A 26,203-nucleotide genomic window follows, 5' to 3' on the forward strand; every position below is an offset into this window, starting at 1 on the left:
TGATTCACTAAAAAAAGAACTTGTGAAAATCACAAGTTCCTCCCCATACCTATTAAGCGCTCTGATTCCCTTCCATTTGCGTTTTGTACATATCGTAATAACGCCCGCGCTTTTTCATTAATTCATCATGAGACCCTTTTTCTAAAATCATCCCTCTATCAAGCACGATAATTTGATCTGCGCTTTTAATTGTTGAAAGTCGGTGAGCGATAATAAATGTCGTTCTTCCTTTTTTCACAACTTCTAGCGCTTGTTGAATCATCGCTTCTGTCTCTGTATCAATACTAGATGTCGCTTCATCTAGTATTAAAATGGCCGGATCAAAAGCAAGTGCCCTAGCAAACGATATAAGCTGACGTTCTCCGGTGGAAAGCGTGCTTCCCTTTTCTGTAATTTCTTCATTTATATTGTTCGCAAATCTTTCAGCACCAACATCACGCAATGCTTTTACGATGCGCTCTTTTGAAATTTTTTCATTTTCTAAACTTACATTAGATGCTACTGTTCCGCTAAATAAAAACGGATCTTGCAGTACAATTCCCATATGTTCACGAGTTGCTTGTTTCGGCATCTCTTTTATATCATGACCGTCAATCGTAAGCTTTCCTTTTTCAAACTCGTAAAACTGAAAAAGTACATTCATAATGGAACTTTTTCCTGAGCCAGTATGACCGACAAGTGCGACTGTCTCGCCTTGTTTCGCTTCAAATGAAATATTTTTTAACACTTCATCTTTTCCATTATAAGAAAACGACACATTATCAAACTTCACATTTCCTTGTAAGCGAGGTATACGTTCTTCTTCTACTGCTTCCCCTTTTTCCTCTAACAATTCAAAAACACGTTCTGATGCAACGCGCGATTGTTCTAAGTTAGCAAGCTGATTCACCATATTTGTAATCGGTGAGAATAATCGTGTTAAATAATCAACGAACGCATATAGTATCCCTAGAGAAATGACGCCTGTAGCACTTAATGAAGCACCACCGAAATACCAAATCACACCTGTGAAAGCGATATTTCTTAATACACCTACTAAGTTATGAGAAGTTGCTGCATTTAAATTCAAAATTTTATTTTGATACTTAAAATAATCGCCATTTAATTCTTCAAACTCTTTTTTCGTTTCACGCTCTTGACGGAACGCTTGAATAATTGGCATCCCTTGAATGGATTCATTCACTGTTCCGTTAATATCAGATAAACGAGAACGCATTTTATGATTGTATACAGACGCGTACTTTCTATATAAAATAGCCCAAACAATTAAAATTGGGATGATGAGTAAACATAACGTCGCCAATTTTACATCAAGTAAAAATAGCGCAGCGAATATCCCAATAATATAGATGATACTTGAAACGAATGTTGCAAGCACCGTTACATATAAATCACGAATAGCCTCTGTATCATTCGTTACACGCGATACAATTTTCCCTGCTGGTAAATGATCGAAATACCGAATCGGCAACGTTTGAATATGAGAAAAGACATCTTCCCTCATAATTTGAATAATTTTGTTCGCTGCCTTCTGTAAGAAAAATTGCTTTCCGTATGCAAACAATGAAACGACTACTAATAAAGCAAAATAGCCACCGCCCAGTAATAATAGTCGGTTTATTTCTGGTTTATAAAACGCAAACACTTCTTCTTTCGTTAATGCTTTCGCTTTATACACTTGCACCGCCTTACCATTTTGAACGGTAATCATATCACCTTTTACAGTACGTGATCCTTCAGCATTCACTTTATTCGGCACAAAGTAATATTGAAAACCGACTTGCATCACGCGTACTTCTTTTCCTTTTTTCTCACCTTCTTGGAAGCGATCGCTTCGCTTATAAAAGGCACCATTATACGAAACAGCCTCGTCACTCTTTTCTGTTTCATACCAAGGTTTCTCTATTCCAACGATATGATCGTCAATCATCGTTTTCGCGACGAAAGGACCCGCAAGCTCTGCAATAACGAAAATAAATAACATTAACATCGCTGCAAATATCGTCCCTTTCACTTTCATCGCGTATTGAAACAATCGTTTTGAAACGCTCATATTTTCACCCCACTATCCGCACTTTCACTTTCACCTTGTTGTCTTTCAAACTGCTCCGCATACCAGCCTCCCTTTTGGATAAGCTGATCATGCGTACCTTCTTCCATTACTTCTCCCTCATCCATAACGAGAATCCAATCCGCATGTTGTACAGCAGATAAACGGTGCGTCGTAATAATCGTCGTCTTTCCGCTTCTCTCTGTTCTTATATTTTCAATAATCGCCGCTTCCGTACGAGCATCAACAGCTGATAAAGAATCGTCCAAAATTAAAATTTCTGGATTTTGAATAACAGCTCGCGCAATCGAGATCCTTTGCTTTTGCCCTCCCGATAAAGAAACACCCTTCTCTCCGACGAGCGTTTCTAACCCTTCTGGTAAAAACTCTAAATCCTTTTTAAACGCCGCAATTTCAATCGCTTTCTCGAGTTCCTCTTCAGTCGCTTCCCTATTTCCGAATAAAATATTTTCCCTCGCTGTTTTTGAGAATAAAATATGTTCCTGCGGTACATAACCAATCCACCCAAGCACATTTTCATTCGTCATTTTATCTAATGTCACATCAGAGACTGCAATATCTCCATCTCCAAGCGGATATTGGCGAAGAAGCTGACGTACGAGCGTCGTTTTTCCGCTTCCTGTTTTTCCAACAACCCCAAGTGTTTCCCCTTGTTTTAATGTAAACGAAACCTTTTTTAAATTTGTTTCAGTTGATGAAGGATATGAAAAGGTAACATCATCAAACTGAATATAATCCGGCTCTTGTACAAGCTTTGGATGTTTCGGATCCTTTACATCTGGTTCATACGCTAACGTTTCATTTACACGGTCGAGTGACGCATTTCCTCTTTGCATAACATTAATTAATTCCCCAATTGCAAACATCGGCCAAATCATCATACCTAAATACACGTTAAAGGACACAAGTTCACCAAGTGTCACCTTTGATTGGAATACAAGATATGCGCCATACACTAAACCAATTAAATAACTAAGACCGACAAGCATTTTCACAGTTGGCTGGAATAGTGCATCAATTCTAGCTACTTTCATATTCTTTTCGTAGACGTCATCTCCTAAATGATGAAATCTTTCTTGGTCTGCATTCTCTTGTACATACGCACGAATAACACGCACGCCAGCAATCGATTCTAATACTTTATCGTTCATATCACCGAACGCATCTTGCGCAACTGTAAATCTTTCATGCAATTTCTTTCCATATATATTCATCGCATATGCCATAATTGGAAGTGGTATAAGTGCCGCAAATGTAAGCTCCCAACTAATTGTAAATCCCATCATAAAGACGATCGTAAGCATATATAAACTCGAATCTACGAGCGTTAATATACCGAAACCAGCTGTCATAGCGATTGCTTTTAAATCATTCGTTGCTCTCGCCATTAAATCACCAGTACGATTTTTTTGATAAAACGTCGGCGTCATCTTAAGTAAATGCCCCATAAATTTAGAGCGCATCGTTTTCTCAAGCACGAATGCACCGCCAAACAATTGATGTTGCCATACGAAAGTGAGGCCATATCCAACTATCGTAACCCCAATTAAAATAAGAATAGACTGTATAATAGCTTCGTTCGATAACGTTCCTGTTTTTATATTATCTATCGTAACCCCTAACACTTTCGGGGGGATAACTTCCACTATATTCACAATTAAAAGAGCTCCAATGGCGATACTATATCTCTTCCAGTGCTCCTTAAAAAACCACTTTAACTTTAGTAATACTGAAAACAATGTAATCTCTCCCTTCTCATTCTCATTTATCTCTCATTTCTTTATCCGCTATCCAGACCCATTACATTTACATTTCGTAACCCATACAATCTCATCACATTTTTCCACCTTCCAAAGTTTTATTTAGTAACATGGAAAATAAACAAAAAAAAGCATACCGCCGCTTGACGATATGCACAAAAATGCATAAAAGCGTACGTTACGATATACGCAACGTACGCTTTTTATAAGACAAAAATGCCCTATATATCCGCACGGGTTGCGTAATGATATAAATGTTTTCTGCCATTTAACAGAGCTAAACCCATTACATTTACGATTACAATCATTACGCACACCTCCTTCATTTATTTTCCATTTATAATCTTATAACTTTATTGAGTATTCTGTCAATTGTTTTTTTACAAATTGAATAAAAATATATGATCCATCATTTCGAAATAAGGGAATGTTCTGTAAGAAAGGGCATACAAAATAAAAACTTCATAAGAAATCGTTTTCACAAATATTTCATTTGAAAAATGTTATCAAACCCCATACAATCACCTTATACTCACTCTTACAAGTTGCTATTTTAGGAGGACTAATCATGACAACTAGCAATACGTACAAATTTTATTTAAATGGAGAATGGAGAGAAAGCTCTTCAGGAGAAACAATCGAAATTCCATCTCCATACTTACACGAAGTAATTGGACAAGTACAAGCAATTACTCGCGGAGAAGTAGATGAAGCAATTGCATCTGCAAAAGAAGCTCAAAAATCATGGGCGGAAGCTTCTCTACAAGATCGCGCAAAGTATTTATATAAATGGGCTGATGAGCTCGTAAATATGCAGGATGAAATTGCCGATATCATTATGAAAGAAGTCGGTAAAGGATATAAAGATGCGAAGAAAGAAGTTGTTCGTACAGCTGATTTCATTCGTTATACGATCGAAGAATCTTTACATATGCACGGAGAAAGCATGATGGGCGATAGCTTCCCGGGCGGTACAAAATCAAAACTTGCGATTATCCAACGCGCACCACTTGGTGTTGTATTAGCAATCGCACCATTTAACTACCCAGTAAACTTATCTGCTGCAAAACTTGCACCAGCATTAATTATGGGTAACGCTGTTATTTTCAAACCAGCAACTCAAGGTGCAATTAGTGGGATTAAAATGGTTGAAGCACTTCATAAAGCTGGCCTTCCAAAAGGTCTTGTAAACGTAGCGACGGGACGTGGTTCTGTAATTGGTGACTACTTAGTAGAACACGAAGGCATCAATATGGTATCGTTCACAGGTGGTACAAACACAGGTAAACATTTAGCAAAAAAAGCTTCCATGATTCCACTTGTATTAGAACTTGGTGGTAAAGACCCTGGTATCGTTCGTGAAGATGCTGACTTACAAGATGCTGCAAACCATATCGTAAGCGGTGCATTCTCTTACTCTGGTCAACGTTGTACAGCTATTAAACGCGTACTTGTACACGAAAACGTAGCAGACGAGCTTGTTGACTTATTAAAAGAGCAAGTAGCTAAACTATCAGTTGGATCTCCAGAACAAGACAGCACAATCGTTCCATTAATCGACGATAAGTCTGCTGACTTCGTTCAAGGCTTAGTTGACGACGCTGTAGAAAAAGGTGCTACAATCGTTATCGGTAACAAACGTGAGCGTAACTTAATTTACCCAACATTAATCGACCACGTAACTGAAGAAATGAAAGTTGCTTGGGAAGAGCCATTTGGCCCAATCCTTCCAATCATCCGTGTTTCTTCAGATGAGCAAGCAATTGAAATTGCTAACAAATCAGAGTTCGGTCTGCAAGCAAGTGTCTTCACTAAAGACATTAACAAAGCATTTGCAATTGCTAACAAAATCGAAACTGGTTCTGTTCAAATTAACGGACGCACAGAGCGCGGTCCTGACCACTTCCCATTCATCGGTGTAAAAGGTTCAGGTATGGGCGCACAAGGTATCCGTAAGAGCCTTGAGTCTATGACACGTGAAAAAGTAACTGTATTAAACTTAGTTTAATCTTATACAAAGAAGCTGATCTAATTTTAGATCAGCTTCTTTTCTATATAGACACTTCCCAAAAACGAGGTATTTCGTTCTACTTCCGATTTGGTTTTCCAAATCGAACTAAAACATGCCATAATAATTTTAATTCCTGAAGCACTTCTTCATAAGTTCCACGATCACTCCAAGATAATGGATTGCGTTTCAAATCCGCTACAGCAGAACCGATTATATTTGCATCGATACAATGATTCCGTGCAATGCGTCTTGCTAAAGATGGCATTTTTGAACCTCTAAAATCCATTGGAACGTCGTCTACCATAAGTACAAAACCTGTGTGCCAATACAAATCAATAGCATACTTCATACAAATTTCTTCTAAAGTTCTCCCTACATCCGTCCCCTTAAATGAAGGATCTACAACAAGCGCTTCCACGTCTTCTTTAAGAGAAATCTCTCCATGAATCTGTGCTTCAATATAATGATTAAGATTACGGGCTGGCTCTTTACTTACTAAATCTATAAACGGCCTTTCCAGATTAGCCAGTAAATGATTAACTAATCTTGTTGGAGTCAAATTCCCTTCACCAATTGCACACTCTCTTACGAATGTCTCTTCCAAAAGAGCAGCTAAAATCATATCAAACTCCTCATAAGTCCCCTTTTCTTTTGGATCTTGATGCGAATCTAAATACGTATATGTAGAGCGAGAAGAAACTTTTGGAGATAAGAGAAAGTAACATGATCCAAAACGCGGAGCAGGCCCATCTGAATGTAACATCAAATTTAGCGCTCCATACTTTGGCCGTTGATCATTCGTTACACCTTCCAATTGATATGCTCCTCCAAATATTCTCTGTTCCCAAAGGTCACGTTCACCGCCAGGATAAGCAGACACACTTCCATTAGATAGCAATGTTTCAAACTGACTTTTATATATTCCTTGTTCAAACAATGCTTCAGCAACACTTTTCATACTCGAATCGAGTCTGTCTGGATGAAAGTGTAAAGCAATCCTTACATGAGATTTCAAGTTAGCGACAGCTTCTTCAAATATTTCATCTGTAATATTACACATGTTAAGTATATGATTAATTGTTGCTTTAGCTCCGCGTTTTTCGTTCTCTGCATATTTTGAAATATACTCTAAAGCAAATAGTTGAGACCTTGATAATTCCATAATCAAACCTCTCCTTTCATTGAAATGACCTTAATCCTTTCAATTAAAAGTACATTTTTTCCTTCTTATGCAACTAACCTAATTTATTAAACAAAAAGTACTTTCATACAGTCTAATTACAGATGCGAGCATTCTTTACGGGTAAATCCACACATTCTACAGAAATGTGATATCCTAGCCAACGCTCAGCAATATGTTCAAATGATAAGGCAGAGCCTGTTGTAAAAAATCGATGCTCAGGATTCAGATTGTCAGACAAAATTCCTTTATGCTGTAAAATTGTGCTTAACTCTATCGCTGTTTCTTCCGCAGAACTAATAATCGTTACATCCTCTCCTAGTTCCTTTTTAATATAGGACTCTAAAAGTGGATAATGCGTACATCCGAGAATTAGCGTATCTATATTTTCTTTCATTAATGGCAGTAAAGCTTGTTTCACTTGCTCGGTTACATATGCTGTATCTTCTAATTGATTTTCTACAACTGTAGCTAAAGTCGGGCACGCATGACTATGCACTTTCAAATATGTATCAAGCTCATGCAATGCTTTTTCGTACATATTAGATTTTATCGTACCTACAGTTCCAATTACTCCGATTTCCCCTTTCTTTGTCACTTTAATTGCCGCTCTTGCTCCTGGATGTATAACGCCAATAACCGGAATAGAAAGTGCTTCTTGCAGCGCAGTCAATGCAGCAGCTGCAGCAGTATTACATGCTACAACTAGAGCTTTTAACGGAAACTGTTTGAGGAACTCAACCATTTCAAATACGAAAGATTGTACCTCTTCTACACTTCTTGGCCCATACGGACAACGCTCATTATCACCAATATAATAAATGCTCTCTTTAGGCAATTGTCTTATAATTTCGCTCGCAACTGTTAATCCCCCAACTCCCGAATCTAACACACCTATTACTGAATGTTTATGACATACAGACATATACTTCATCCCCTTTTCAATCATCTAGCACCAATAACATTTATTATATTATGAAAATTCAATATTACATAATAATCCCTCTTACTTTTAATCACAAACTCTTCTCTATAATCTGATTATTACTATATCCATTGACGTATAAAAATTCATTTGTTACTCTTAAATACGTTAAATTAATATTTAAATCCTCATTCGTATCTCGGTGAGGTAGAGGTTGCAGTCATTAAGAGTATCATTTCAGGAGATGTAGTGGCATTGATGAACGAATGAGAAAGGAATGATTGCCGAAGTAAGCCCGTGTCCACCATGCACGCTTGCTGGGTCTGCTACTTAATAAGTGCAGAACTGTCACAAACGTTTCGTTTGTGGAGAGCTATCGAGAGGTATGTCGTGGGTTTCTTATAAGATAGAAAGCATGTAGCGGCAAATTACGTGCTTTTTTTGTTTTGTTTGGAACTTCTCTTCCTGACTCAGGAAGACATACATATCTCCTCGCTTGACTTGGTTATACTAACTTTGGAGGTATTTTCTATGCAACAAAAAAAATGGGGCTTTTGGGTACTCACAGCTTTCGTTGTCGGTAACATGGTTGGCGCTGGTATTTTCATGGTGCCAAGTACGTTGGCACAAACAGCAAGCCCTCTCGGTGTCACTTTAGCTTGGTTAACAACAGGGTTTGGTGTTTTAATGCTAGCTCTTGTTTTCGGTAATTTAGCAATTCGTCGTCCTGATTTAACGACAGGACCACAAAGTCATGCATATGCTTTATTCTCAACACCAAAAAAGAAAAAAATGGCTGGTTTCAGTATGGTATGGGGCTATTGGGTTGCAAACTGGGCAAGTAACGTTGCCATCATTACATCATTTGCGGGATATTTATCACTCTTCTTCCCAATTATGAAAGATACACGACTACTATTTTCAATCGGTTCTTTTAATGTAGAAGTCGGAAAACTAATTACATTTACGATTTGTTCCATCTTACTTTGGGGAACTCATATTATATTAACAAACGGTGTAAGCGGAGCTGGAAAGCTAAACTTCTTAGCAACAACAACGAAAGTAACTGGATTCCTATTATTCATCGTCGTTACGTTATTTGCATTCGAAGCTTCTAAGTTTGGACAATGGTACACACCGATGATCGATAAATCAGGTGCATCACACGGCCTTCTTTCACAAGTAAACTTAGCTGCTCTTACGACGCTTTGGGCATTTATCGGAATTGAATCAGCGGTTCTTTTATCAAACCGTGCTGTTTCTCCAAAAACGGTAAAACGCGCAACAGTTGCGGGATTACTTATTACAGTTGCGATTTACTTAGGAATTACAATTTTAACAATGGGTGTACTTCACGTTGATACATTACAGGCCTCAGAACGTCCGTTAGCAGATGCATTAAATGCTGCAATGGGTCACGGCGGCGGGAAACTGATGGCATTACTTGCTCTTACTTCCCTGTTCGGTTCGATTTTAGGCTGGATTTTATTAAGCTCAGAAGTACCATATCAAGCAGCAAAAGAAGGTTTCTTCCCTTCCTTCTTCACAAAAACAAACAAAAAAGGAAGTCCAATTTATTCATTACGATTAACAAACATTATGTCGCAAGTGTTCTTATTCTCAACATTATCAGGAACAATTGCGGAAGCTTATACATTCGTTATTACTGTATCGACACTGGCCTACCTCATTCCATATCTCGTTTCACCAATCTTCCAGTTAAAACTAGTCGCTACTGGTGAGACGTATAAAAATGAAATGCGGGCGAGAATTACGGATGGTATAGTCGCAGTTATTGCACTTTGCTACGCACTATGGGTTATTAAAACGGGCGCAGCCGATATAAAAACATTCCTTCTCGGAATTGGTTTATTCGTAATCGGCTTTGCCTTCTATCCATTAATGAATCGTGATCAGAAAAAAAATAACGAAAAGAAAAACGGGCGAGTTGCATAACGCAATTTGCTCGTTTTTTCTTTTACAAAACATATATAATAGAACAAAGAGGTGAAAAACATGTCAATCGAATCACTATGGAGCAGCCGTTTCCAACAACATATGCAAAATATCATTACATACTTTGCACGTATGATTAACGGTTTACTATATAGCTTTATCTTTATTTCATGCGTTGGCGCATACTACTATGCTCAGTTTCTAAAAGCATCTCCTTCTAAAGGAATATCTTTACTACTCATCACGATTGTACTTACATTCATTATAACGAGATGCCCTATTCGTACATTTATTCAGAAACCTGACGCTGTCTATTTACTAGCACTAGAAGAGAAATTAACTTCTTATTTCAAAAAATCTCTTCTATACAATTACATCATTCAGCTTTTCCCATTATTATTTACGTTTCTTATTCTCGTTCCGCTTGCACTGCAATCATTACAATTAACGATACCTTTCTTATGTACAATCTTTATCATTTTAATGATTACGAAAGCTTGGAACATATACATACATTGGATGTGGGGTGATCGTCACGAAAAAAATATATGGCTGATTATTCGTATTGCTTGTAACGCACTCCTTATTTACATGCTGTTTTATGCGGCAAATGTTCTCATATTGGGCGGATTACTTTTACTGCTTGCTTTCCTGCTTCTTTATACGAAAAAACAGCCTACAAAACGAATACCATGGGATTACATAATCGAGCAAGAAGAAAAAATGAACGTTCGTTTTTATCAATTTGCTAGCATCTTCACTGATGTTCCGCAACTAAATAAGCAAGTAAATAAAAGAAAATGGCTTACAACTTGGATTGAACCTTTATTACATAAAAAACGAGCAACTTTCTTCTATTTACATACACTCGCATTTTTACGCGGGAATGATTATTTTGGTATATATATTCGCTTAGGGTTGATCGGTGCCTTTGCCTTATATTTTATACCAAACATATACGTAAAAGGCGCTATCGCATATATCGTCCTATATATGATTTCTATGCAGCTCCGTTCCCTATGGAAATATTTTTCGGGAAATATTATTGTAGCATTATATCCAATTCATACTGAAAAACGAATGAATCAATTTCTTCACTTAATCTTTATATTGCTAAGCATTCAGCTCATTATATTTTCAATTGTTATACTCATTGCTACAGGTCAAATTTTACATAGCCTTATCATTATGATTGTCGGGTTACTCTGGATCAAATTTATTATTGTACCAAAAACGAAACAACGCGTTTCTTCGTTTTAACGAAAAGAATTATCTTAAATGCCAAGGAGAAAATAAAGTATCTCCTTGGCTTTTTTATTTTCCCTTCTCAAACAAGAATCACTGGTACAACCAACGTTTTATGATTTTTACATACAAAAACGATAATACATGTTTACATCCTAACAAAAAGGGTATCTATTAATTAACAGCGTAAAGGAGGGGCCTATATTGTGAATAAAAAAATGGAGCAATTGGAACACCACGTTACGGATAATCAACGCAAACATGCTTTAACAACAAACCAAGGAGTAAAAATAGCCGAGGATGAATTCTCTTTAAAGATGGGCTTAAGAGGCCCAACCTTAATGGAGGATTTCCACTTTCGAGAGAAAATGACCCATTTTGATCACGAGCGAATTCCTGAAAGAATTGTTCATGCACGCGGAGTTGGCGCTCATGGTTATTTTCAGCTTTATGAATCTTTAGAGGCATATACAAAAGCAGATTTTCTTACTAACCCTTCAAAAAAGACACCTGTATTTGTACGGTTCTCGACCGTTCAAGGCTCTAAAGGATCCAATGACACAGTAAGAGATGTGCGCGGATTTGCCACAAAATTTTATACAGATGAAGGTAACTATGATTTAGTAGGTAATAATATGCCAGTATTCTTTATCCAAGATGCTATAAAATTCCCTGATTTTGTCCATGCAGTTAAACCAGAACCACATAATGATATTCCTCAGGGAGCTAGCGCTCATGATACATTTTGGGATTTTGTTGCGCACAATCCCGAGTCTACTCATATGGTTATGTGGCAGATGAGCGACCGGGCTATTCCGCGTAGTTTACGAATGATGGAAGGTTTTGGGGTTCATACATTTCGACTTATTAATAAAGAAGGAAAAGCCCACTTCGTAAAATTTCACTGGAAACCTACCCTCGGAGTTCATTCATTAGTATGGGATGAAGCTCAAAGAATTGCTGGGAAAAACCCTGATTTCCATCGTCAAGATTTATATGAAGCAATTGAAAAAGGGGATTATCCAGAATGGGAGCTTGGATTGCAGCTAATTCCAGAAGAAGATGAGCATGCATTTGATTTTGATATTTTAGATCCAACGAAATTATGGCCGGAAGAAGAAGTTCCTGTAAAACTAGTTGGTAAAATGACATTGAACAAAAATGTTGATAACTTCTTTGCAGAAACGGAGCAGGTAGCTTTCCACCCTGGCCATGTCGTACCAGGTATTGATTTTTCAAATGATCCTCTTCTGCAAGGAAGATTGTTCTCCTATACAGATACACAATTATCTCGTTTAGGAGGCCCTAATTTTCACCAAATTCCTATTAACCAGCCCGTATGTCCTTTTCATAATAATCAACGTGATGGCGTGCATCAAATGCAGATTCATCGCGGTCAAACAAGCTATCACCCTAATGGCTTGAATAATAATCAACCAGCAACCGTCCAAGCCGAACAGGGCGGATATGAGCATTATCAAGAAAAGATTGATGGACATAAAATTAGAGGCCGCAGTAAAAGCTTCCTTAACTTTTATTCTCAAGCTAAACTTTTCTACAATAGTATGAACCCTATTGAAAAACAGCACATAAAAGATGCATTTTGCTTTGAAGTTGGGAAGTGCAAATCAGACATGGTGAAGGCAAATGTAATTGCTCTTTTAAACCACGTCGATCGTCAATTAGCAAAGGAAGTCGCTAACATGATTGGAGCCCCTTTGCCTAAAGAAAATCACGAAATAAATTCGGATGCAAAATCACCTGCACTAAGTATGTCCAACACTATTTTTAAAGCTGATTCCAAAAATGTGGCAATTCTATTGAATGGTGACCCAAGCGTCTCCCTTCTGTCCGAATGGATTCAAGCTTTTGTACAACACCGAATGAACTATGGCATCATAGATAATAAAATTCATCATTTCAATGATTCCATTAAAGTAACGGATACTTATACAATAGCAGACTCTGCACTTTTTGATGCGGTATTAGTGTTTAGTAGCGAATCTGTCATTCACCCCCCTGTTTTAGAATTTGCAGAAACTACTTTTAAACACTTTAAACCGATAGCCTATGTCCTTAGCGATCCTCATGCTTTAGACAATAGTAAAATCAAATTAGATGGAGCAGGAATTTACAACTTAACAAACACTTCAATTGAGTCATTTATAGAAGGCATTGCCCAAGGACGATTCTGGAACCGATAATATAATATAAGGAGCGGATTAGAATGAGTAAAAAAATTGCTATTTTAATAACGGATTATTTCGAGGACACAGAATACACAGAGCCAGCAGAAGCTTTTAAACAAAAGGGATATGAATTAACAACTATTGAAACTGAAAAAGGGAAAACGGTACACGGTAAACAAGGAAAAAGTGAAATTGTAATTGATAAAGGTATCGATGATGTTTCTCCAGAAAACTTTGACGCACTCTTCATACCAGGCGGATTTTCTCCAGATATACTTCGTGCGGATGAGCGTTTCGTTCGCTTTAGTAAAGCATTTATGGATACGGAAAAACCGGTTTTCGCTATTTGTCACGGACCCCAATTACTCATCACTGCACAAACACTTGAAGGACGCGATGTGACTGGATATAAATCTATTGAAGTCGATTTAAAAAACGCTGGCGGAAACTTTCACGATAAAGAAGTAGTCGTATGCCAAAATCAGCTGGTCACAAGTAGACAACCTGAGGACATCCCGGCGTTTATTGAAGAATCGTTGCGTATATTAGGATAGCTACTTTGGTTAACTAACCTCCTTTTATTTACATGAAAATAATGAATCAGCCCTCACCAACTGGTCGTTTACAGGAAATCCGACCTCCACAAATAGCGGGATACATAAAAAGAAGGGAATCCAAAAGTTCAGTTTTAATAATCTTTTGGATACCTCCTTTTTTCGTCCCAAAATTTCTAATCACTTTTCATAGGCAGTTCTCATATAGTGAAAATGACTATATCATTCCTATCCATAAGTTAAATCATGCTTTTACACATATATAAATACAAAAGATGGGAGCCTATATTTATGAATAACAATCCACCTTCAACGCCCCCAAATCCAACGGAAACGAATAATAATGAAGTGAGCTTACAAACGTTACGCGTCATCGGACTTATTGTACTAATTAGTGGCTACATATTAGTCACTCTTTCTGAAGTAGGCACATTAAAAAATCTTTTGCTACAGCCAGATACCACTCCGAATTTAGCTGAAGTTGATCCGTTCTAAAAATTATATAAAAAGCGAGTCCCAGTATAACTGGTTCGCTTTTATATAGTTTCATCCAATTTGAGAAACATTTCTCTCCTCCTCATACTTCTCTTTCTCTTTCCCTATCGCTTTCATAAATAATAAAATACTGCTCATACCAACGATAAAATACAGAGCACTCATGCCCCAAGATGCGATAAATGAACCTAGCATAACACCTAATGCCCCGTTCATTTTTGCCACTTGAAAGACCATTCCGTTAATCGCCATATATGAACCTCTCGCCTCATTTGGTACCATATCTGCCATAATAGATTGACGCACTGGCACATACATCATCTCGCCTACCGTTTGGAAAAGCCCTGCAATTAATAAAATCCATAAACTATTGCTCGTTCCGAGTATTGTAAATCCAATTGTATAAATGAATAAGCCGACATATAATATTTTCAAATCGTTGAAGCTTTTCAGCATTTTAATAAGAAGTGCTGAACATAATACAACTAAAATTGTATTCTCTGCAGAAATCCAGCTCAGCATGCGAATACCTGTTAAATCAAACGTAACACCATTCCCGAATAAAAAGTGCACCGTTTCAAATTCCTTCTGCAAACGTACTCCTAAATAATTATTAATTTGAAACTCTAACGATAATGTACATATACTCGCTGCACAAAAAATTAAAAATGCTTTATCTTTCATCACAACTTTATAACTATCCGCCATATCTTTTAATACATTTTTCTTCTCCACCGTTTTCCGTGCTACATACACTTCTTCCATATATACAGCCATCACATATAAAGTAATAACTGCAATCACTGTTAATCCGATAAACAATTGCAATCTATAGTTCTCAAATAGTAATCCGCCAAATATCGCTCCAATCGCAATGGATAAATTAATTGCCCAATAGTTAATGCTGTACATCACTTTTCGATTTTCAGGTGTACTTACATCAATTAACATTGCCTCTGTCGCAGGGTTCATAAGTCCAGATCCTAAACTATTCACTAACATAAATATAAATGTTAGCCACGGTGAATCTACATAATCGGAATTCGCAATCCCCATACAAGCAATGGAAATGACTTGTATACTTTGACCGATAATCATCACCTTTTTACGACCAAGCCGGTCTCCAACATATCCACCGTATAAACCAATTACTAACGAAGCTATGACATTAATAAGTAGTAACGCACCAGCAATCGCACTACCTAACTTTATTGAAAAATAAATCGCCATAAATGGAAAAATCATCGTGGATACAGTACGTGTTAAAAACGAAGTTATAATTCTAATCTTTATATTTCGATGCATACTCCAAAATCCCATTGTTTCCCCCTCCTTATGCTTACTTATTTTACTTTGAAAAAAAGGAAGAAAAAGGTTAGAATATTCTAAAGAGTTTCCCCTTTTATAATAGAAGGAAGTGTATATATGAAAATTATGGACTATTACATTAGACTAAGACTACATGCACAAGATCAACAACATATGCGAAATAGCTTACAAGAATTAGCGGATGTTTTATATTGCAGTACGAAAAACATAAAGATTTTATTAAAGAAAATGAGCGAGGAGCAATTAATTCACTGGACTCCAGGGCGAGGCCGCGGGAATAAAACGGAAATTCTATTTATACATAATTTCGTAGAAGCGATTGAGTCCTATACAGATGAACTGTTAGCGCAAGAAAAATTAAAAGATATCTTTCTTCTTTTAAAAGAACCCCTACCCCTTGCACTTCAAAAAAAGATAGAAAATAAACTACATCATCATTTTGGATACGAACCTTCAAATGATATGTACGACATATTAAAGATTCCTATATCGAGAAAGATATTCCCCTTAGATCCGGCTTTTGTGGCTGTAACTACAGAGAGCCATCTTACGAGTCAAATTTTTGACACGTTAGTCGTTTATAACGATGTTACGGGAAAAATGGAACCACACATTGCGCATACGTGGGAATTAAGTGAAGACGGGCTGACGTGGACTTTTTATTTACGAAAGGATGTATATTTTCATAACGAAACAGTTTTAACTTCTAAAGATGTACGATTTTCATTTGAAAGACTAAAAGAAGTTCACTCTCCTTTTGAATGGTTAACAGAAGAAATTGTTCAAATTGAAACGCCATCACCACTGCAAATTCGATTTCATTTAGCAAAACCAAATTTATTTTTCTTACACTATGTAAGTTCCATACAATTAGCAATTTTACCGCGTGATGTGAGTATCCAAAATCATCATTACATAGGTACTGGACCTTTCAAACTTGCTCATTACTCTGAAGATAATATCGTGCTCGAAGCGTTCACTCATTATTTTAAAGAGCGCGCGTTATTAGACCGTATTGAATTTTGGGGTATTCCTGATCATGTACAAATCGATGCTGATTATGAACTACCAAACGAAGAGGAAAATGAAAGGCATGATATACAAATAGAAGAAATAGGTTGTATTTATGCTAGCTTCAACTTTAAAAAACCTGGTCCTCATCACGACATTTACTTTCGAAAGGCTTGGAGAGAACTATATGATGTTGAAACGATACTTCGTAGCATAGAGGGTAGACGAACAATTGCTGCATCAAGCTTTTTCCCTGAAAGAAGCCGCCAAGCTACTAAAAGGTCCTACTCTTTAGAAAAAGCAAAAGAGTATTTAAAAAAGAGCACTTATAATGGAGAGACGATACATATTTACTTCTTCGCATTTAAAGATAGTGCAAATGATGCATATTTCTTAAAAGAACGATGTGAAAGTTTAGGTATACAAGTAGAGCTTCACCCATTTCCCGTTTCAGATTATATGAATCGCTCTATTGATAAACATGCTGATATTATTTTCATGGGAGAAGTATTTGCTGCCAATCATGAAATTGCATTCTTAAATGTATTTAAAAATAAAAGTTGCTTCGTAAATCGGTTCATGGACCCGCACTACGAAAAACAAATTAACTGTTTACTAGATACATTTTTACTAGAAGAGAATAAAGAAAAGCGCTATGAACTCATGTATGAGATCGAAGAATTTTTACAAACAGAACACATCATTTTATTTAACTATCACGTTTTAAAAAGAAAAACATACCCTTCTTCTTTAAAAAATGTAACAATTGATTCATTCGGCTGGGCAAATTTTGCGAAGTTATGGGTACAGCCATCCACTTATTAAATTATGTGGGCTTTTATAAAAGGAGAAAAACATGAAACACACCTTAGAAAAAAGACTTTCCTATCTATACACAGGTGAATTATTTTCAGTCATTACTTTTATTTTCACAAGTTACTTACTTAATTATGCTTATCCTACGTTACATTTATATTCCCTGTATTCTTTTTGGGTCTCATTTCTTCTTTTAGAGTTTATCTTATTACAAGGAGTAATTTACTGGTACGTAAAGTGGAAACGACTAAAAAAAGAGAAAACATCTGTTACGCCCATTAGGATGATTCAATATTTAAAAATACTTAAAAAGATTAATATAGCATTCACTATCACGGGATTTATTACGTTTACTATTGATGTTGTAATTTTGTATCCCGACTTACCTTTAGGCGGGGTATCATTCATCCTATTTATTTATATTTTTGCATTACTTGAGTACATTAACTATTATCATACTCAGCTTTCATACAATAACATCTCTGATATGAAACATTTACTCAAATCAAAAAAACTAAAACAGTCCTGTATAAGTAAAGATTTTCAACGTATTTCATAAGAGAGAAGGGACTACCTCCTTAGTAGTACCTTCTTCACAATACAAACTATTATTGAATTATTTCATCTAAGTGATCTTTCAAGTTTAATAAAAACTTCTCAATATCCGGATTCTTTACCACATCATAACAAGCAAAACTCTTTAACGGACTCATCCCAAGAAACTTCTGCACGCGGTGTAAATGACTAAGCGTTGATTCTAGACTTTCCCCTTCAAAGAACTTCGTCTTATCTCCAAATGAATTTTCAGGTGCATTCCAAGTTGTAGAGAACATATACTCTTTCTCTGTTAATAAACCACCTGTTCCGTATTCATCTGCACCTTTAAAGAACAAACCGTATTCATATACTTCATCCATATACGTTTTAAATAATCCTGGAACACTAAACCAATAAATCGGTGTTTGATAAATCACAACATCAGCCCATAAAAATTTATCTTGTTCTTCTTTAATACTATAGCCATCTTGAATCGTTGTTGTTTTCACTTGATGGTCCTCGCTTAATACCGTCACCATATGATCCACTAACGTTTTATTTAATCGTCCTTCCTTTGTACCGTATTTTTCATGTCCATTTATAATAAATATATTTTTCATCGTTTTCCTCTCCCCTACTCTATTCCTCACTTATTAACCCAAGTTGCTGTTTCAACGTAAGATTATCTTCTAAATGCCAGTCTTCCGTAATCTTTCCGTCTTTCACATGCAAAATATCTATTGCAGAAAAGCTAATATTTTTACCGTTATGCGTTCCTGTAAAAGAAAGACGAGCTGTTACTTTATCACCGACGACTAATAAATCTTCAATCTCGCAATGTATATTAGGAACGACTTTACGAAAATTTTGTGCTGCAAACTTTAACCCTTCAACACCTTGTGGTCGCCCTTTTGGCAACGTATTATCGAAGAAATTTTCAGTAACAGTCTGCGGAATAAGTTCCTCCTTACCTGTATCCCAAAATGCATAAAAACGCTGCGCCGCATGAACCATTTCTGTCGCTTCTTTTTTACTTAGTGAGGGATCAATTGTCATTGCTTTTGGCTTTGGCATTTCTTTTAATAACTGAACTTCCGTTTTTTGTTCCACACCACATGCTACGAGCACAATACAAATAACAAACAAACTAAGAAACCCAAACAACTTTTTTATCCCCATGAAAATCACCACCTCCTCCTCTAAATCCTTTGTATTTCGTATTGCTATTGTATATGCACTAACTTTCTTTATGGAAGTAGTGATATTTTTTTCATATAGTTACCAAAAGTATAGTTTTGTGATACTATAAAGCAAATTCATTCAAAAAAATTTTATGGAGGCTAGTTCCATGAACAATATAGATCCAGTTGAATTAACGAAAGGTTTACCTGGCATACCTTGTCCCATCGCTAAAACCCTTGATGTAATCAGTACAAAATGGACGTTTTTAATCATTCGTGATCTTCTTATCGAAGGAACATTACGCTTTAGTGATTTACAAAAATCAATGGACGGGATTAGTCCGAAAACATTATCACTTCGACTAAAAGAATTAGAATCTCAAGGCATTATAACGAGAAAAGTATATCCAGAAGTTCCGCCTCGTGTAGAGTACACATTAACGGATAAAGGAAAGCAATTAGAGGGCATATTTATTGAATTAAAACGGTTTGGATTAAGCTTATAAAACAAAACCCCTTACCGTCGTAAGGGGTTTTATTACTTCGCAAAACTTTCAGCTAACTGTTTCTCTCTCCACATAAATGTAATAGCGAGACCCACTATTAAAACAACTCCTGAAAATGCATATGGATAATGAATGTTCATATCAAATAATATTCCGCCCATTGCTGGTCCTGCGATATTTCCTAAACTCGTATAAGTCGAGTTCATACCAGCAACGAATCCTTGCTCTTTTCCAGCTGCTTTTGATAAAAACGTCGTTAAAGCTGGACGAAGTAAATCAAATGCAAGGAAAATGAAACATGTAACGAGAAGTACAATCCAATAATTAAAGACTACAGTTGAAACGAACGCTAATACTGCACCTACAATTAAACATATTTGAATTAACACTTTTTCACCGAATATATCAACCAATTTACCAAACATAAATACTTGCACAACTACCCCAAAGATTGAACTAATTGTAATAATTGCCGCAATATCTTTTGGTGTAAACCCAAACTTATGATCAGAAAACAGACTAAACACAGTTTCATATGCTGATAAACCGAATGCAAGTACAAATACGATAATAAATGCGATTGCATACATTGGATGCAATGATTTCTTTAAATCACCAATAAAGCTTGATTCCTTCGTATTAGAAGAAATCTCTGCAAGCTCTTCTTTCGTTAACGGTTCTTTTAAAATAAAGATCGAAATGACACATGCTATAAAAGCAATTGCAGCTGCAACGAAAAACGGCACACGTATACCGTATTCTGCAATAAATCCGCCGATTCCAGGTCCTATAATAAAGCCGGTACTAATAGCAGCAGATAAATAGCCCATCGCCTTTGGACGTTCCTGTATAGATGTAATATCCGCAACATATGCCGTAACACCAGGCATGATAAAAGCAGCACTAATTCCGCCTAACACCCTCGCTGCATAGAGCATCCATACATCAGTTCCTAATCCGAAAAGAAGCTCTGAAACACCAAAAATAAATAATCCAATGATGATCATTTTCTTCCTACCATAAAGATCGACCCACCGGCCTGTAATAGGTGAAGCAATAAGCTGAGCCATTGCAAACACTGCAACGAGATATCCCATCGTCTTACCTGTTAAACCCATATCATTCATAAAGGACGGCATAACCGGAATGATTAATCCAATCCCTAAAAAAGCGATAAATATATTACTCAAAAGAATGACCAATACCATCTTTTGTTCTTTTATCGGTTTTTTCACTTTTAACACCTCTTCCCGTAAGCTCCTCTCAAAAAATAATGCCCAAGAAGCTTTTTCTTTATCCTGCTATTTGTGGGCTAATCATGAGTAGAGATGCCCCTACTCGTTAGAATTTCACTGTATCCTTCCACACATACATACGCATTAGGTGAATGACTATCATTCAGTTTTCCTCAAAAATGAACCTACCTTCTCAGACAGGTTCATCTCACTATTTCTTTATATGTAATGCATGTGTTAAAAAATCTAGTACTTCTGCCTTTTGTAACTCGACTTGCTCATCATCTTTATGATCATATAAATACACTTGTTCCGCTGCTGATTCAACTAGAGCGATAAATAACTTCGCTGTTCGCTCTGCGTGAACCGAATCACGAATTTCACCAGCTTCTTTCGCCCCACTTAAAAATTCACTTAGCCACATATAAAGAGGCTCATACACAGCTTCCCATTCTTTTATATGTTCTGTAGATGCAAGTCCTGCATACATTAAAGCTTGTATTTCACGATATTCCTCTATGAAGTGAAACACCGCATCTATTACTTGCGTTACTTTACTTGAGAAAGGCGCATCGTTTTGAACTTTTTCTTTTACTGCAAGTATCATCTTTTCAACCATCACTTCTGCTATTGCAGGCATAACAGATAACTTAGAAGGAAAATATAAATAGAAAGTTCCTTGTGCAATGCCAGCTAATTTCACGATATCAGAAATCTTCGTTTTTTCAACGCCCTTTTCCTGAAATACTTCAATCGCTGCATAGACAATTTTCTCTTTTTTATTCATCATCTAAACCCTTTCACACGCGTATTGAATGACTGTCACTCATTTTATAAGATAATCGATTGTACTGTCAATGATAGTGAACTTTGCGAGGAAATCATTTTTTTCATAATAAAATCTCCTAACAAAAAATTAGGAGATAAAAATGCCAAATACCTTTAAGAAAGAGCCTTTAACCCTGTCACGCCGCATACAATAAGAGCTACACTAATGATACGTGCTTTACTTTTCGACTCACCAAACAGGAACATGTTTAATAAAACGGCACCTGCTGTTCCAATACCAATCCAAACCGCATACGCGACACTTACTTGTAAAAATAAGAAAGATGTATACAAGAATGCAAAGGATGTAGCAAACCCACCTATATAAAGTGCACCATTTGCTAACGTTTTATCTTTACTATACATTTTAAGACCGATCACACCGACTATTTCACTAATTGCAGCACAAAATACGAAAAACCAACCCATTTTTAAGCAGCTCCTTCCACAGTTTCTTCCTTATTATCAGCTAGCTTTAAACCGATAACGCCAGCTACAACCATCACGATAAAGAATAATTTTCCTACACTGAAACTCCCGCCAAAAAGGAAGACATCCATTAAGAAAGTACCTACCGTACCAGCTCCGGCGAACACAGCATATACGGTCCCTGTTGCAAGATGTTCACACGCTTTAGAAAGGAAGTGAAAATCAACAGCGATAACTCCTAAAATGATAATCCAATGCCACCACGTATTGGCCGTATTAAAACCAAACACCCAAAAAATTTCAAAGATACATGTTAATATGACATATAACCAAGCTTTATTTTTCATACCTCTCACCTCTCATGACTGACTATCAGTCATTTTTGTTTTAAAAAAATATGCTCTTTCCTCACTACTATATATAAACAACTATCATCCTCATTTACCTTTTGTATTTGTTCCGTTTTCAAACTAACTACATCCTGACACAGAAAATGACTGAATGTCATTCATATGTATTGTACATGAATATTTTAAAAACTGTCAATGCCGAAAGTTTATTTAAAATTTCTTTCATCCGATTTGTATATTTCCTAATAATCTGTCAATACTGCTAGTAACATAATATTTTCTCCACTCCCCCTTGGAGAGATCCCTTAAATAGAGCAGTTAGCTTTTGCTAGCTGCTCTTATTTCTTTTGCTTCACCCAACATACCGAATCATTGCCACCTCATCACAATAATCAACCTTTGGACAATGTCTACAATCAATCCATACTTTCTCTGGCAATGCCTCTCTATTCACAAAATCAAACCCGCACTTTTGAAAAAATTCCGTTTCATATGTTAAAGAAATAACTCTACTCACTTTTATTTTCGCTGCCTCATTTATTACATGGTTTACTAACATACGTCCGATACCTTTTCCTGCATATGTATGCGAAACGACTAACGACCGTACTTCTGCAAGGTCCTCCCCTAATACATGTAAACCAGCAACTCCAACGATTTTCCCCTCTTCTTTCATAACATATAAACATTGTAAATATTGATAGAGAGACAAAAGAGAACGCGGTAAAACTACCCCCTCTTTTGCATAAACTTCAATGAGACTATAAATTTCTTTCACATCACTCGTAACCGCATTACAGATTTTCATATGCTATCCCCTTGCCCCCGATATTAATATTTATAACTCAAAATGAATTTTAATACACAATTTTATATAATAATACATCTCTCTTTTCTTCTCGTCAATCACTTTATACAAACAAAAAACCAAGCAATCTAATCGATGCTCGGTTCCTCATTTCGTATCGGTAATACCGTCGAATATTTAATTTCACGAAGTGCTAAACTCGTCTGTATCCTTGTAATACCAAGCTTATTTAGCTTTCTAATAAACTGTTCTAGTTCTTTACGATCACGATTTGCAACCTTTAATAAATAATCATACTCCCCTGTTAAACAGTGACATTCTAACACTTCCGGCATCGCTTCTAATTCTTTTTCCAACACTTCAAGTTTATCCGATTGATGAATATTCGTACTCATAAAAATGAAGCATAACAAATCAAAACCAAGCTTTTCTTGGTTTAAAATGGCTACTTGCTTATCAATGAATCCTTCTCCATCTAATCTTTTTATTCTCGCATGCATCGCAGCTGGTGATAAATTAACACGTCGCGCAAGCTCTGCATTACTTACTTGTGACTCCTTCTGTAATATATCTAAAATTTGTACATCTAAATCATCCAACACTTTAATAACAGACGACTCCATTATAATTCCCCCTTATTTCTTACCGATGATTATTCGAAAAAACACCTTATAACTTATATAAAACTGAACATCTTTCTTTAAATATTATTCATAACAAAACATTTTATCGATTTTTATCCATTATACAAAAGAATATATTACACAATGAATAAAAATGTTAAAATTATTTACAATTCACATTGATTACAACAAAGGGGATTTTAATATGCCTTATTTTTATGTCTTTTTACTATTATTAACGAGCTTATTATGGGGAGGAAATTTCGTCGTTGGGAAATCACTCGTTGATCACGCATCTCCAATGACACTTACAAGTTTAAGATGGATAATTGCGATCGTTTGTTTATTACCAATGGTTTGGTTTAAAGAAAAGAAAATCATTCCACCACGCGCTGCGATACTCCCGTTAATACTAATGGGCATTTCAGGGGTTGCTCTTTTTAACATCTTTCAATTTCTAGCATTAGAAAAAACATCCGCAACAAATGTAGGGCTTATTTCTACATTAAATGCGATTTCAATTGCACTATTTTCAGTATTATTTCTAAAAGAAAAAGTAAACACACTTCAAATTCTATCCATGATTCTTTCATTCTTTGGGGTTATTCTTGTCCTATTAAAAGGTGATTTTTCACTTTTATTTTCATTACACTTTAATAGCGGAGATTTATGGATGATTGCGGCAGTTTGTATTTGGGGAATCTATTCTGTTTGTAGTAAATGGGCAACAAAAACAACTACACCGCTCATGGCGACGCTTTACTCTGGTATTTTCGGTGTTATTTTATTACTACCATTTAACATAGGGAGCTTCACTGTTACAAATATCAACACTTCTTTTATAACATCACTTTTATATACTGGACTCATTTCCACAGTTCTTTGTATGGTATTTTGGAATGTTGGCGTACAAAAATTAGGAGCAACTACATCCGGCATTTTTCTAAACTTCAACCCCATTTTCACAGCTATTTTAGCATTCCTTTTCCTCGGAGAAGAATTAACGTGGATTCAAATTTTAGGGACAATGATCGTTGTGACAGGATGTTATTTATTTTCTCATTTCAAAACAGTTGCCGTTCAGCCTGTTAGACCTTTAATGCGAAAACATTCTTAATGAAAAAACATCGTCATCTGGGTTGGCGATGTTTTTATTTTCTCTTCATTTCTTTTATATACTGCTTTTCCTCTTCTGGCGATAAACGTTCCGTCGCCTTGCCAGTATCTCCACCTTGAAGGCTCCATAAAAAGTTATGCTCCTCAACAGTTTGAGAAAAATCTCCTTTTTCCCATCTATTTATAATAGAAAATAACTTCATTTTATATTGAAAACCTGTGCTATTTTCAATATCTCTTTTCACATTAGAAATTTCCTTGTTTGTCATTTCTACAAATCCCCATTTTTCAGAGGATTTTACCTTTTGGTGTACCATTTTGTGCATAGTAGAAATAATTTCACCTTCACTAACTTGCGGAGATTCTTCTGCAACTTTCTTCTCTTTTTCGTTTGCCACTTGCTGGGTTTGAATATTTTTATTTTCTTTTTCCACATATGCAAGCAATTTCTTTCCGCCAACTATAGACGAGAAAATTATTATAATTGTAATGCATATACCTACGCCCCATTTAAAAAGCATTAACTCTTCATCGCTTCTCTAACAAGATGACTATCTACATATTGCTTAAACTTCACAATTTTTCCGTTCTCAAGTTGCCATACATGAACAAATTCTGCTTCAAATGATTTTCCCGTTTCTTTATAAACTCCTGAATACATACCTTCAGCAATAATTACATCTTTTCCGCTTACTTCATGATATGTATTTACACTTGCTTTATAATCATCCCATTCTGATCCTAATCGGCTAAATACATTTTCCATTATTGCTTCTACACCGATATAAGTTCCCCCGTATGGGAATCCTTCTGCCTCTGTCCATTCTACTTTTTCAGAGAGGGCTTCCGCTAAATGTTTTGCATTCGAAGAAGCTGATCCTTCATATGTACTTCGAATTATTTCTAAATTTGATTTAGACATGTTACTTCCTCCCGTTTTATTTATTTTTCGCACAAGGTGTAACCAGTTTCGTTACAACTTGTGCGAAAAAATATTTAAATTATTTTATTCTTAATCTATACGTTGTAATTATTATAGTTACAATAA

At 36.1% G+C, this 26,203-nt stretch carries 25 protein-coding genes and 1 riboswitch; of the genes, 10 read left to right on the plus strand and 15 right to left on the minus strand.

The window, feature by feature from the left end; genetic code table 11:
• Nucleotides 1-52: 52 nt before the first annotated feature.
• On the minus strand, nucleotides 53-2,053 hold the full coding sequence (locus ACTFSI_RS19585; protein WP_440045578.1) for an ABC transporter ATP-binding protein: 2,001 nt from the start codon (nucleotides 2,051-2,053) through the stop codon (nucleotides 53-55).
• Nucleotides 2,050-3,810: an ABC transporter ATP-binding protein gene (locus tag ACTFSI_RS19590; RefSeq protein WP_440045579.1), complete on the minus strand. Its 1,761-nt coding sequence runs from the start codon at nucleotides 3,808-3,810 to the stop codon at nucleotides 2,050-2,052. The genes ACTFSI_RS19585 and ACTFSI_RS19590 overlap by 4 nt, the downstream gene beginning before the upstream one ends.
• Nucleotides 3,811-4,399: 589 nt before the next feature.
• Between ACTFSI_RS19590 and gapN the strand changes: the two genes are divergently transcribed.
• A complete protein-coding gene (gene gapN, locus ACTFSI_RS19595; RefSeq protein ID WP_440045580.1) occupies nucleotides 4,400-5,839 on the plus strand; it encodes an NADP-dependent glyceraldehyde-3-phosphate dehydrogenase in 1,440 nt (479 codons plus the stop codon).
• A 79-nt stretch (nucleotides 5,840-5,918) separates the two neighbouring features.
• Here the strand turns inward: gapN and ACTFSI_RS19600 are convergent, their stop codons facing one another.
• The gene (locus ACTFSI_RS19600) at nucleotides 5,919-7,004 is read right to left on the minus strand and encodes a DUF3626 domain-containing protein (protein ID WP_440045581.1); all 1,086 of its coding nucleotides are present in this window, start codon (nucleotides 7,002-7,004) and stop codon (nucleotides 5,919-5,921) included.
• A gap of 112 nt (nucleotides 7,005-7,116) precedes the next feature.
• On the minus strand, nucleotides 7,117-7,947 hold the full coding sequence (racE, locus tag ACTFSI_RS19605) for a glutamate racemase (RefSeq protein WP_070805320.1): 831 nt from the start codon (nucleotides 7,945-7,947) through the stop codon (nucleotides 7,117-7,119).
• Nucleotides 7,948-8,147: 200 nt separating this feature from the next.
• Nucleotides 8,148-8,331: riboswitch (Lysine riboswitch) on the plus strand.
• A 147-nt stretch (nucleotides 8,332-8,478) separates the two neighbouring features.
• Between racE and ACTFSI_RS19610 the strand changes: the two genes are divergently transcribed.
• The 5 genes from ACTFSI_RS19610 (at nucleotide 8,479) to ACTFSI_RS19630 (ending at nucleotide 14,386) form a co-directional block, all read left to right on the plus strand.
• Nucleotides 8,479-9,903: an amino acid permease gene (locus tag ACTFSI_RS19610; protein ID WP_440045582.1), complete on the plus strand. Its 1,425-nt coding sequence runs from the start codon at nucleotides 8,479-8,481 to the stop codon at nucleotides 9,901-9,903.
• Nucleotides 9,904-9,963: 60 nt separating this feature from the next.
• On the plus strand, nucleotides 9,964-11,163 hold the full coding sequence (locus ACTFSI_RS19615; RefSeq protein WP_440045583.1) for an ABC transporter permease: 1,200 nt from the start codon (nucleotides 9,964-9,966) through the stop codon (nucleotides 11,161-11,163).
• Nucleotides 11,164-11,354: 191 nt separating this feature from the next.
• On the plus strand, nucleotides 11,355-13,352 hold the full coding sequence (locus ACTFSI_RS19620) for a catalase (RefSeq protein ID WP_440045584.1): 1,998 nt from the start codon (nucleotides 11,355-11,357) through the stop codon (nucleotides 13,350-13,352).
• Between the two features lie 23 nt (nucleotides 13,353-13,375).
• Complete coding sequence (locus ACTFSI_RS19625) at nucleotides 13,376-13,891, plus strand: type 1 glutamine amidotransferase domain-containing protein (protein WP_136363058.1); 516 nt, start codon at nucleotides 13,376-13,378, stop codon at nucleotides 13,889-13,891.
• A gap of 291 nt (nucleotides 13,892-14,182) precedes the next feature.
• On the plus strand, nucleotides 14,183-14,386 hold the full coding sequence (locus ACTFSI_RS19630; protein WP_001063865.1) for a hypothetical protein: 204 nt from the start codon (nucleotides 14,183-14,185) through the stop codon (nucleotides 14,384-14,386).
• 51 nt (nucleotides 14,387-14,437) lie between these two features.
• Here ACTFSI_RS19630 and ACTFSI_RS19635 read toward each other — a convergent pair whose 3' ends face one another.
• Nucleotides 14,438-15,706: an MDR family MFS transporter gene (locus ACTFSI_RS19635; RefSeq protein WP_440045585.1), complete on the minus strand. Its 1,269-nt coding sequence runs from the start codon at nucleotides 15,704-15,706 to the stop codon at nucleotides 14,438-14,440.
• A gap of 105 nt (nucleotides 15,707-15,811) precedes the next feature.
• Between ACTFSI_RS19635 and ACTFSI_RS19640 the strand changes: the two genes are divergently transcribed.
• Together ACTFSI_RS19640 and ACTFSI_RS19645 are read left to right on the plus strand one after the other, a co-directional pair.
• Nucleotides 15,812-17,551: an SgrR family transcriptional regulator gene (locus ACTFSI_RS19640; protein ID WP_440045586.1), complete on the plus strand. Its 1,740-nt coding sequence runs from the start codon at nucleotides 15,812-15,814 to the stop codon at nucleotides 17,549-17,551.
• A gap of 31 nt (nucleotides 17,552-17,582) precedes the next feature.
• Nucleotides 17,583-18,101, plus strand: coding sequence for a general stress protein (locus tag ACTFSI_RS19645; protein ID WP_139895735.1), 519 nt, complete (start codon nucleotides 17,583-17,585; stop codon nucleotides 18,099-18,101).
• A 49-nt stretch (nucleotides 18,102-18,150) separates the two neighbouring features.
• Here the strand turns inward: ACTFSI_RS19645 and ACTFSI_RS19650 are convergent, their stop codons facing one another.
• Together ACTFSI_RS19650 and ACTFSI_RS19655 are read right to left on the minus strand one after the other, a co-directional pair.
• A complete protein-coding gene (locus ACTFSI_RS19650) occupies nucleotides 18,151-18,699 on the minus strand; it encodes an NAD(P)H-dependent oxidoreductase (protein ID WP_440045587.1) in 549 nt (182 codons plus the stop codon).
• A gap of 19 nt (nucleotides 18,700-18,718) precedes the next feature.
• Nucleotides 18,719-19,258 carry an ester cyclase gene (locus ACTFSI_RS19655; protein ID WP_139895737.1) on the minus strand — a complete coding sequence of 180 codons (540 nt, stop codon included), beginning with the start codon at nucleotides 19,256-19,258 and terminating at the stop codon, nucleotides 18,719-18,721.
• 169 nt (nucleotides 19,259-19,427) lie between these two features.
• On the opposite strand from ACTFSI_RS19655, the gene ACTFSI_RS19660 reads away from it, so the two are divergent.
• Complete coding sequence (locus ACTFSI_RS19660; protein ID WP_001059470.1) at nucleotides 19,428-19,766, plus strand: winged helix-turn-helix transcriptional regulator; 339 nt, start codon at nucleotides 19,428-19,430, stop codon at nucleotides 19,764-19,766.
• 32 nt (nucleotides 19,767-19,798) lie between these two features.
• Here ACTFSI_RS19660 and ACTFSI_RS19665 read toward each other — a convergent pair whose 3' ends face one another.
• From ACTFSI_RS19665 to ACTFSI_RS19690, 6 genes are all read right to left on the minus strand, one after another.
• Nucleotides 19,799-21,001, minus strand: coding sequence for an MFS transporter (locus ACTFSI_RS19665; RefSeq protein WP_000742937.1), 1,203 nt, complete (start codon nucleotides 20,999-21,001; stop codon nucleotides 19,799-19,801).
• Between the two features lie 211 nt (nucleotides 21,002-21,212).
• Nucleotides 21,213-21,791, minus strand: a complete 579-nt coding sequence (locus ACTFSI_RS19670; protein ID WP_041184075.1) for a TetR family transcriptional regulator — start codon at nucleotides 21,789-21,791, stop codon at nucleotides 21,213-21,215.
• Between the two features lie 152 nt (nucleotides 21,792-21,943).
• The gene (locus ACTFSI_RS19675) at nucleotides 21,944-22,258 is read right to left on the minus strand and encodes a DMT family transporter (protein ID WP_000539674.1); all 315 of its coding nucleotides are present in this window, start codon (nucleotides 22,256-22,258) and stop codon (nucleotides 21,944-21,946) included.
• A gap of 2 nt (nucleotides 22,259-22,260) precedes the next feature.
• Complete coding sequence (locus ACTFSI_RS19680; protein WP_000790626.1) at nucleotides 22,261-22,605, minus strand: DMT family transporter; 345 nt, start codon at nucleotides 22,603-22,605, stop codon at nucleotides 22,261-22,263.
• Nucleotides 22,606-22,960: 355 nt separating this feature from the next.
• Nucleotides 22,961-23,416, minus strand: a complete 456-nt coding sequence (locus ACTFSI_RS19685) for an N-acetyltransferase (protein WP_000686674.1) — start codon at nucleotides 23,414-23,416, stop codon at nucleotides 22,961-22,963.
• A 128-nt stretch (nucleotides 23,417-23,544) separates the two neighbouring features.
• Nucleotides 23,545-24,039, minus strand: a complete 495-nt coding sequence (locus ACTFSI_RS19690; protein ID WP_000446106.1) for an Lrp/AsnC family transcriptional regulator — start codon at nucleotides 24,037-24,039, stop codon at nucleotides 23,545-23,547.
• 205 nt (nucleotides 24,040-24,244) lie between these two features.
• Here ACTFSI_RS19690 and ACTFSI_RS19695 point away from each other — a divergent pair, with 205 nt between their 5' ends.
• Nucleotides 24,245-25,156 (plus strand): DMT family transporter, encoded by a 912-nt coding sequence (locus ACTFSI_RS19695; protein ID WP_138322439.1) that lies wholly within the window; start codon nucleotides 24,245-24,247, stop codon nucleotides 25,154-25,156.
• A 34-nt stretch (nucleotides 25,157-25,190) separates the two neighbouring features.
• Here the strand turns inward: ACTFSI_RS19695 and ACTFSI_RS19700 are convergent, their stop codons facing one another.
• Together ACTFSI_RS19700 and ACTFSI_RS19705 are read right to left on the minus strand one after the other, a co-directional pair.
• Entirely contained in the window at nucleotides 25,191-25,676 is a 486-nt protein-coding gene (locus tag ACTFSI_RS19700; RefSeq protein WP_000897971.1) for a PRK06770 family protein, read from the minus strand.
• Complete coding sequence (locus ACTFSI_RS19705) at nucleotides 25,676-26,077, minus strand: nuclear transport factor 2 family protein (protein WP_000045918.1); 402 nt, start codon at nucleotides 26,075-26,077, stop codon at nucleotides 25,676-25,678. Before ACTFSI_RS19705 ends, ACTFSI_RS19700 begins: the two co-directional genes overlap by 1 nt.
• Nucleotides 26,078-26,203 lie beyond the last annotated feature (126 nt).

It is taken from the genome of Bacillus cereus group sp. MYBK101-2 (assembly GCF_051918845.1).
Lineage (GTDB): Bacteria > Bacillota > Bacilli > Bacillales > Bacillaceae_G > Bacillus_A > Bacillus_A paranthracis.

Bases quoted from the DNA above. Each gene is read 5' to 3' on its own strand.
- ACTFSI_RS19585 (WP_440045578.1), bottom strand. From the start codon at position 2,053: ATGAGCGTTTCAAAACGATTGTTTCAATACGCGATGAAAGTGAAAGGG.
- gapN (WP_440045580.1), top strand. From the start codon at position 4,400: ATGACAACTAGCAATACGTACAAATTTTATTTAAATGGAGAATGGAGA.
- ACTFSI_RS19600 (WP_440045581.1), bottom strand. From the start codon at position 7,004: ATGGAATTATCAAGGTCTCAACTATTTGCTTTAGAGTATATTTCAAAA.
- racE (WP_070805320.1), bottom strand. From the start codon at position 7,947: ATGTCTGTATGTCATAAACATTCAGTAATAGGTGTGTTAGATTCGGGA.
- ACTFSI_RS19610 (WP_440045582.1), top strand. From the start codon at position 8,479: ATGCAACAAAAAAAATGGGGCTTTTGGGTACTCACAGCTTTCGTTGTC.
- ACTFSI_RS19615 (WP_440045583.1), top strand. From the start codon at position 9,964: ATGTCAATCGAATCACTATGGAGCAGCCGTTTCCAACAACATATGCAA.
- ACTFSI_RS19625 (WP_136363058.1), top strand. From the start codon at position 13,376: ATGAGTAAAAAAATTGCTATTTTAATAACGGATTATTTCGAGGACACA.
- ACTFSI_RS19630 (WP_001063865.1), top strand. From the start codon at position 14,183: ATGAATAACAATCCACCTTCAACGCCCCCAAATCCAACGGAAACGAAT.
- ACTFSI_RS19635 (WP_440045585.1), bottom strand. From the start codon at position 15,706: ATGGGATTTTGGAGTATGCATCGAAATATAAAGATTAGAATTATAACT.
- ACTFSI_RS19640 (WP_440045586.1), top strand. From the start codon at position 15,812: ATGAAAATTATGGACTATTACATTAGACTAAGACTACATGCACAAGAT.
- ACTFSI_RS19645 (WP_139895735.1), top strand. From the start codon at position 17,583: ATGAAACACACCTTAGAAAAAAGACTTTCCTATCTATACACAGGTGAA.
- ACTFSI_RS19650 (WP_440045587.1), bottom strand. From the start codon at position 18,699: ATGAAAAATATATTTATTATAAATGGACATGAAAAATACGGTACAAAG.
- ACTFSI_RS19655 (WP_139895737.1), bottom strand. From the start codon at position 19,258: ATGGGGATAAAAAAGTTGTTTGGGTTTCTTAGTTTGTTTGTTATTTGT.
- ACTFSI_RS19660 (WP_001059470.1), top strand. From the start codon at position 19,428: ATGAACAATATAGATCCAGTTGAATTAACGAAAGGTTTACCTGGCATA.
- ACTFSI_RS19670 (WP_041184075.1), bottom strand. From the start codon at position 21,791: ATGATGAATAAAAAAGAGAAAATTGTCTATGCAGCGATTGAAGTATTT.
- ACTFSI_RS19675 (WP_000539674.1), bottom strand. From the start codon at position 22,258: ATGGGTTGGTTTTTCGTATTTTGTGCTGCAATTAGTGAAATAGTCGGT.
- ACTFSI_RS19680 (WP_000790626.1), bottom strand. From the start codon at position 22,605: ATGAAAAATAAAGCTTGGTTATATGTCATATTAACATGTATCTTTGAA.
- ACTFSI_RS19685 (WP_000686674.1), bottom strand. From the start codon at position 23,416: ATGAAAATCTGTAATGCGGTTACGAGTGATGTGAAAGAAATTTATAGT.
- ACTFSI_RS19690 (WP_000446106.1), bottom strand. From the start codon at position 24,039: ATGGAGTCGTCTGTTATTAAAGTGTTGGATGATTTAGATGTACAAATT.
- ACTFSI_RS19695 (WP_138322439.1), top strand. From the start codon at position 24,245: ATGCCTTATTTTTATGTCTTTTTACTATTATTAACGAGCTTATTATGG.
- ACTFSI_RS19700 (WP_000897971.1), bottom strand. From the start codon at position 25,676: ATGCTTTTTAAATGGGGCGTAGGTATATGCATTACAATTATAATAATT.
- ACTFSI_RS19705 (WP_000045918.1), bottom strand. From the start codon at position 26,077: ATGTCTAAATCAAATTTAGAAATAATTCGAAGTACATATGAAGGATCA.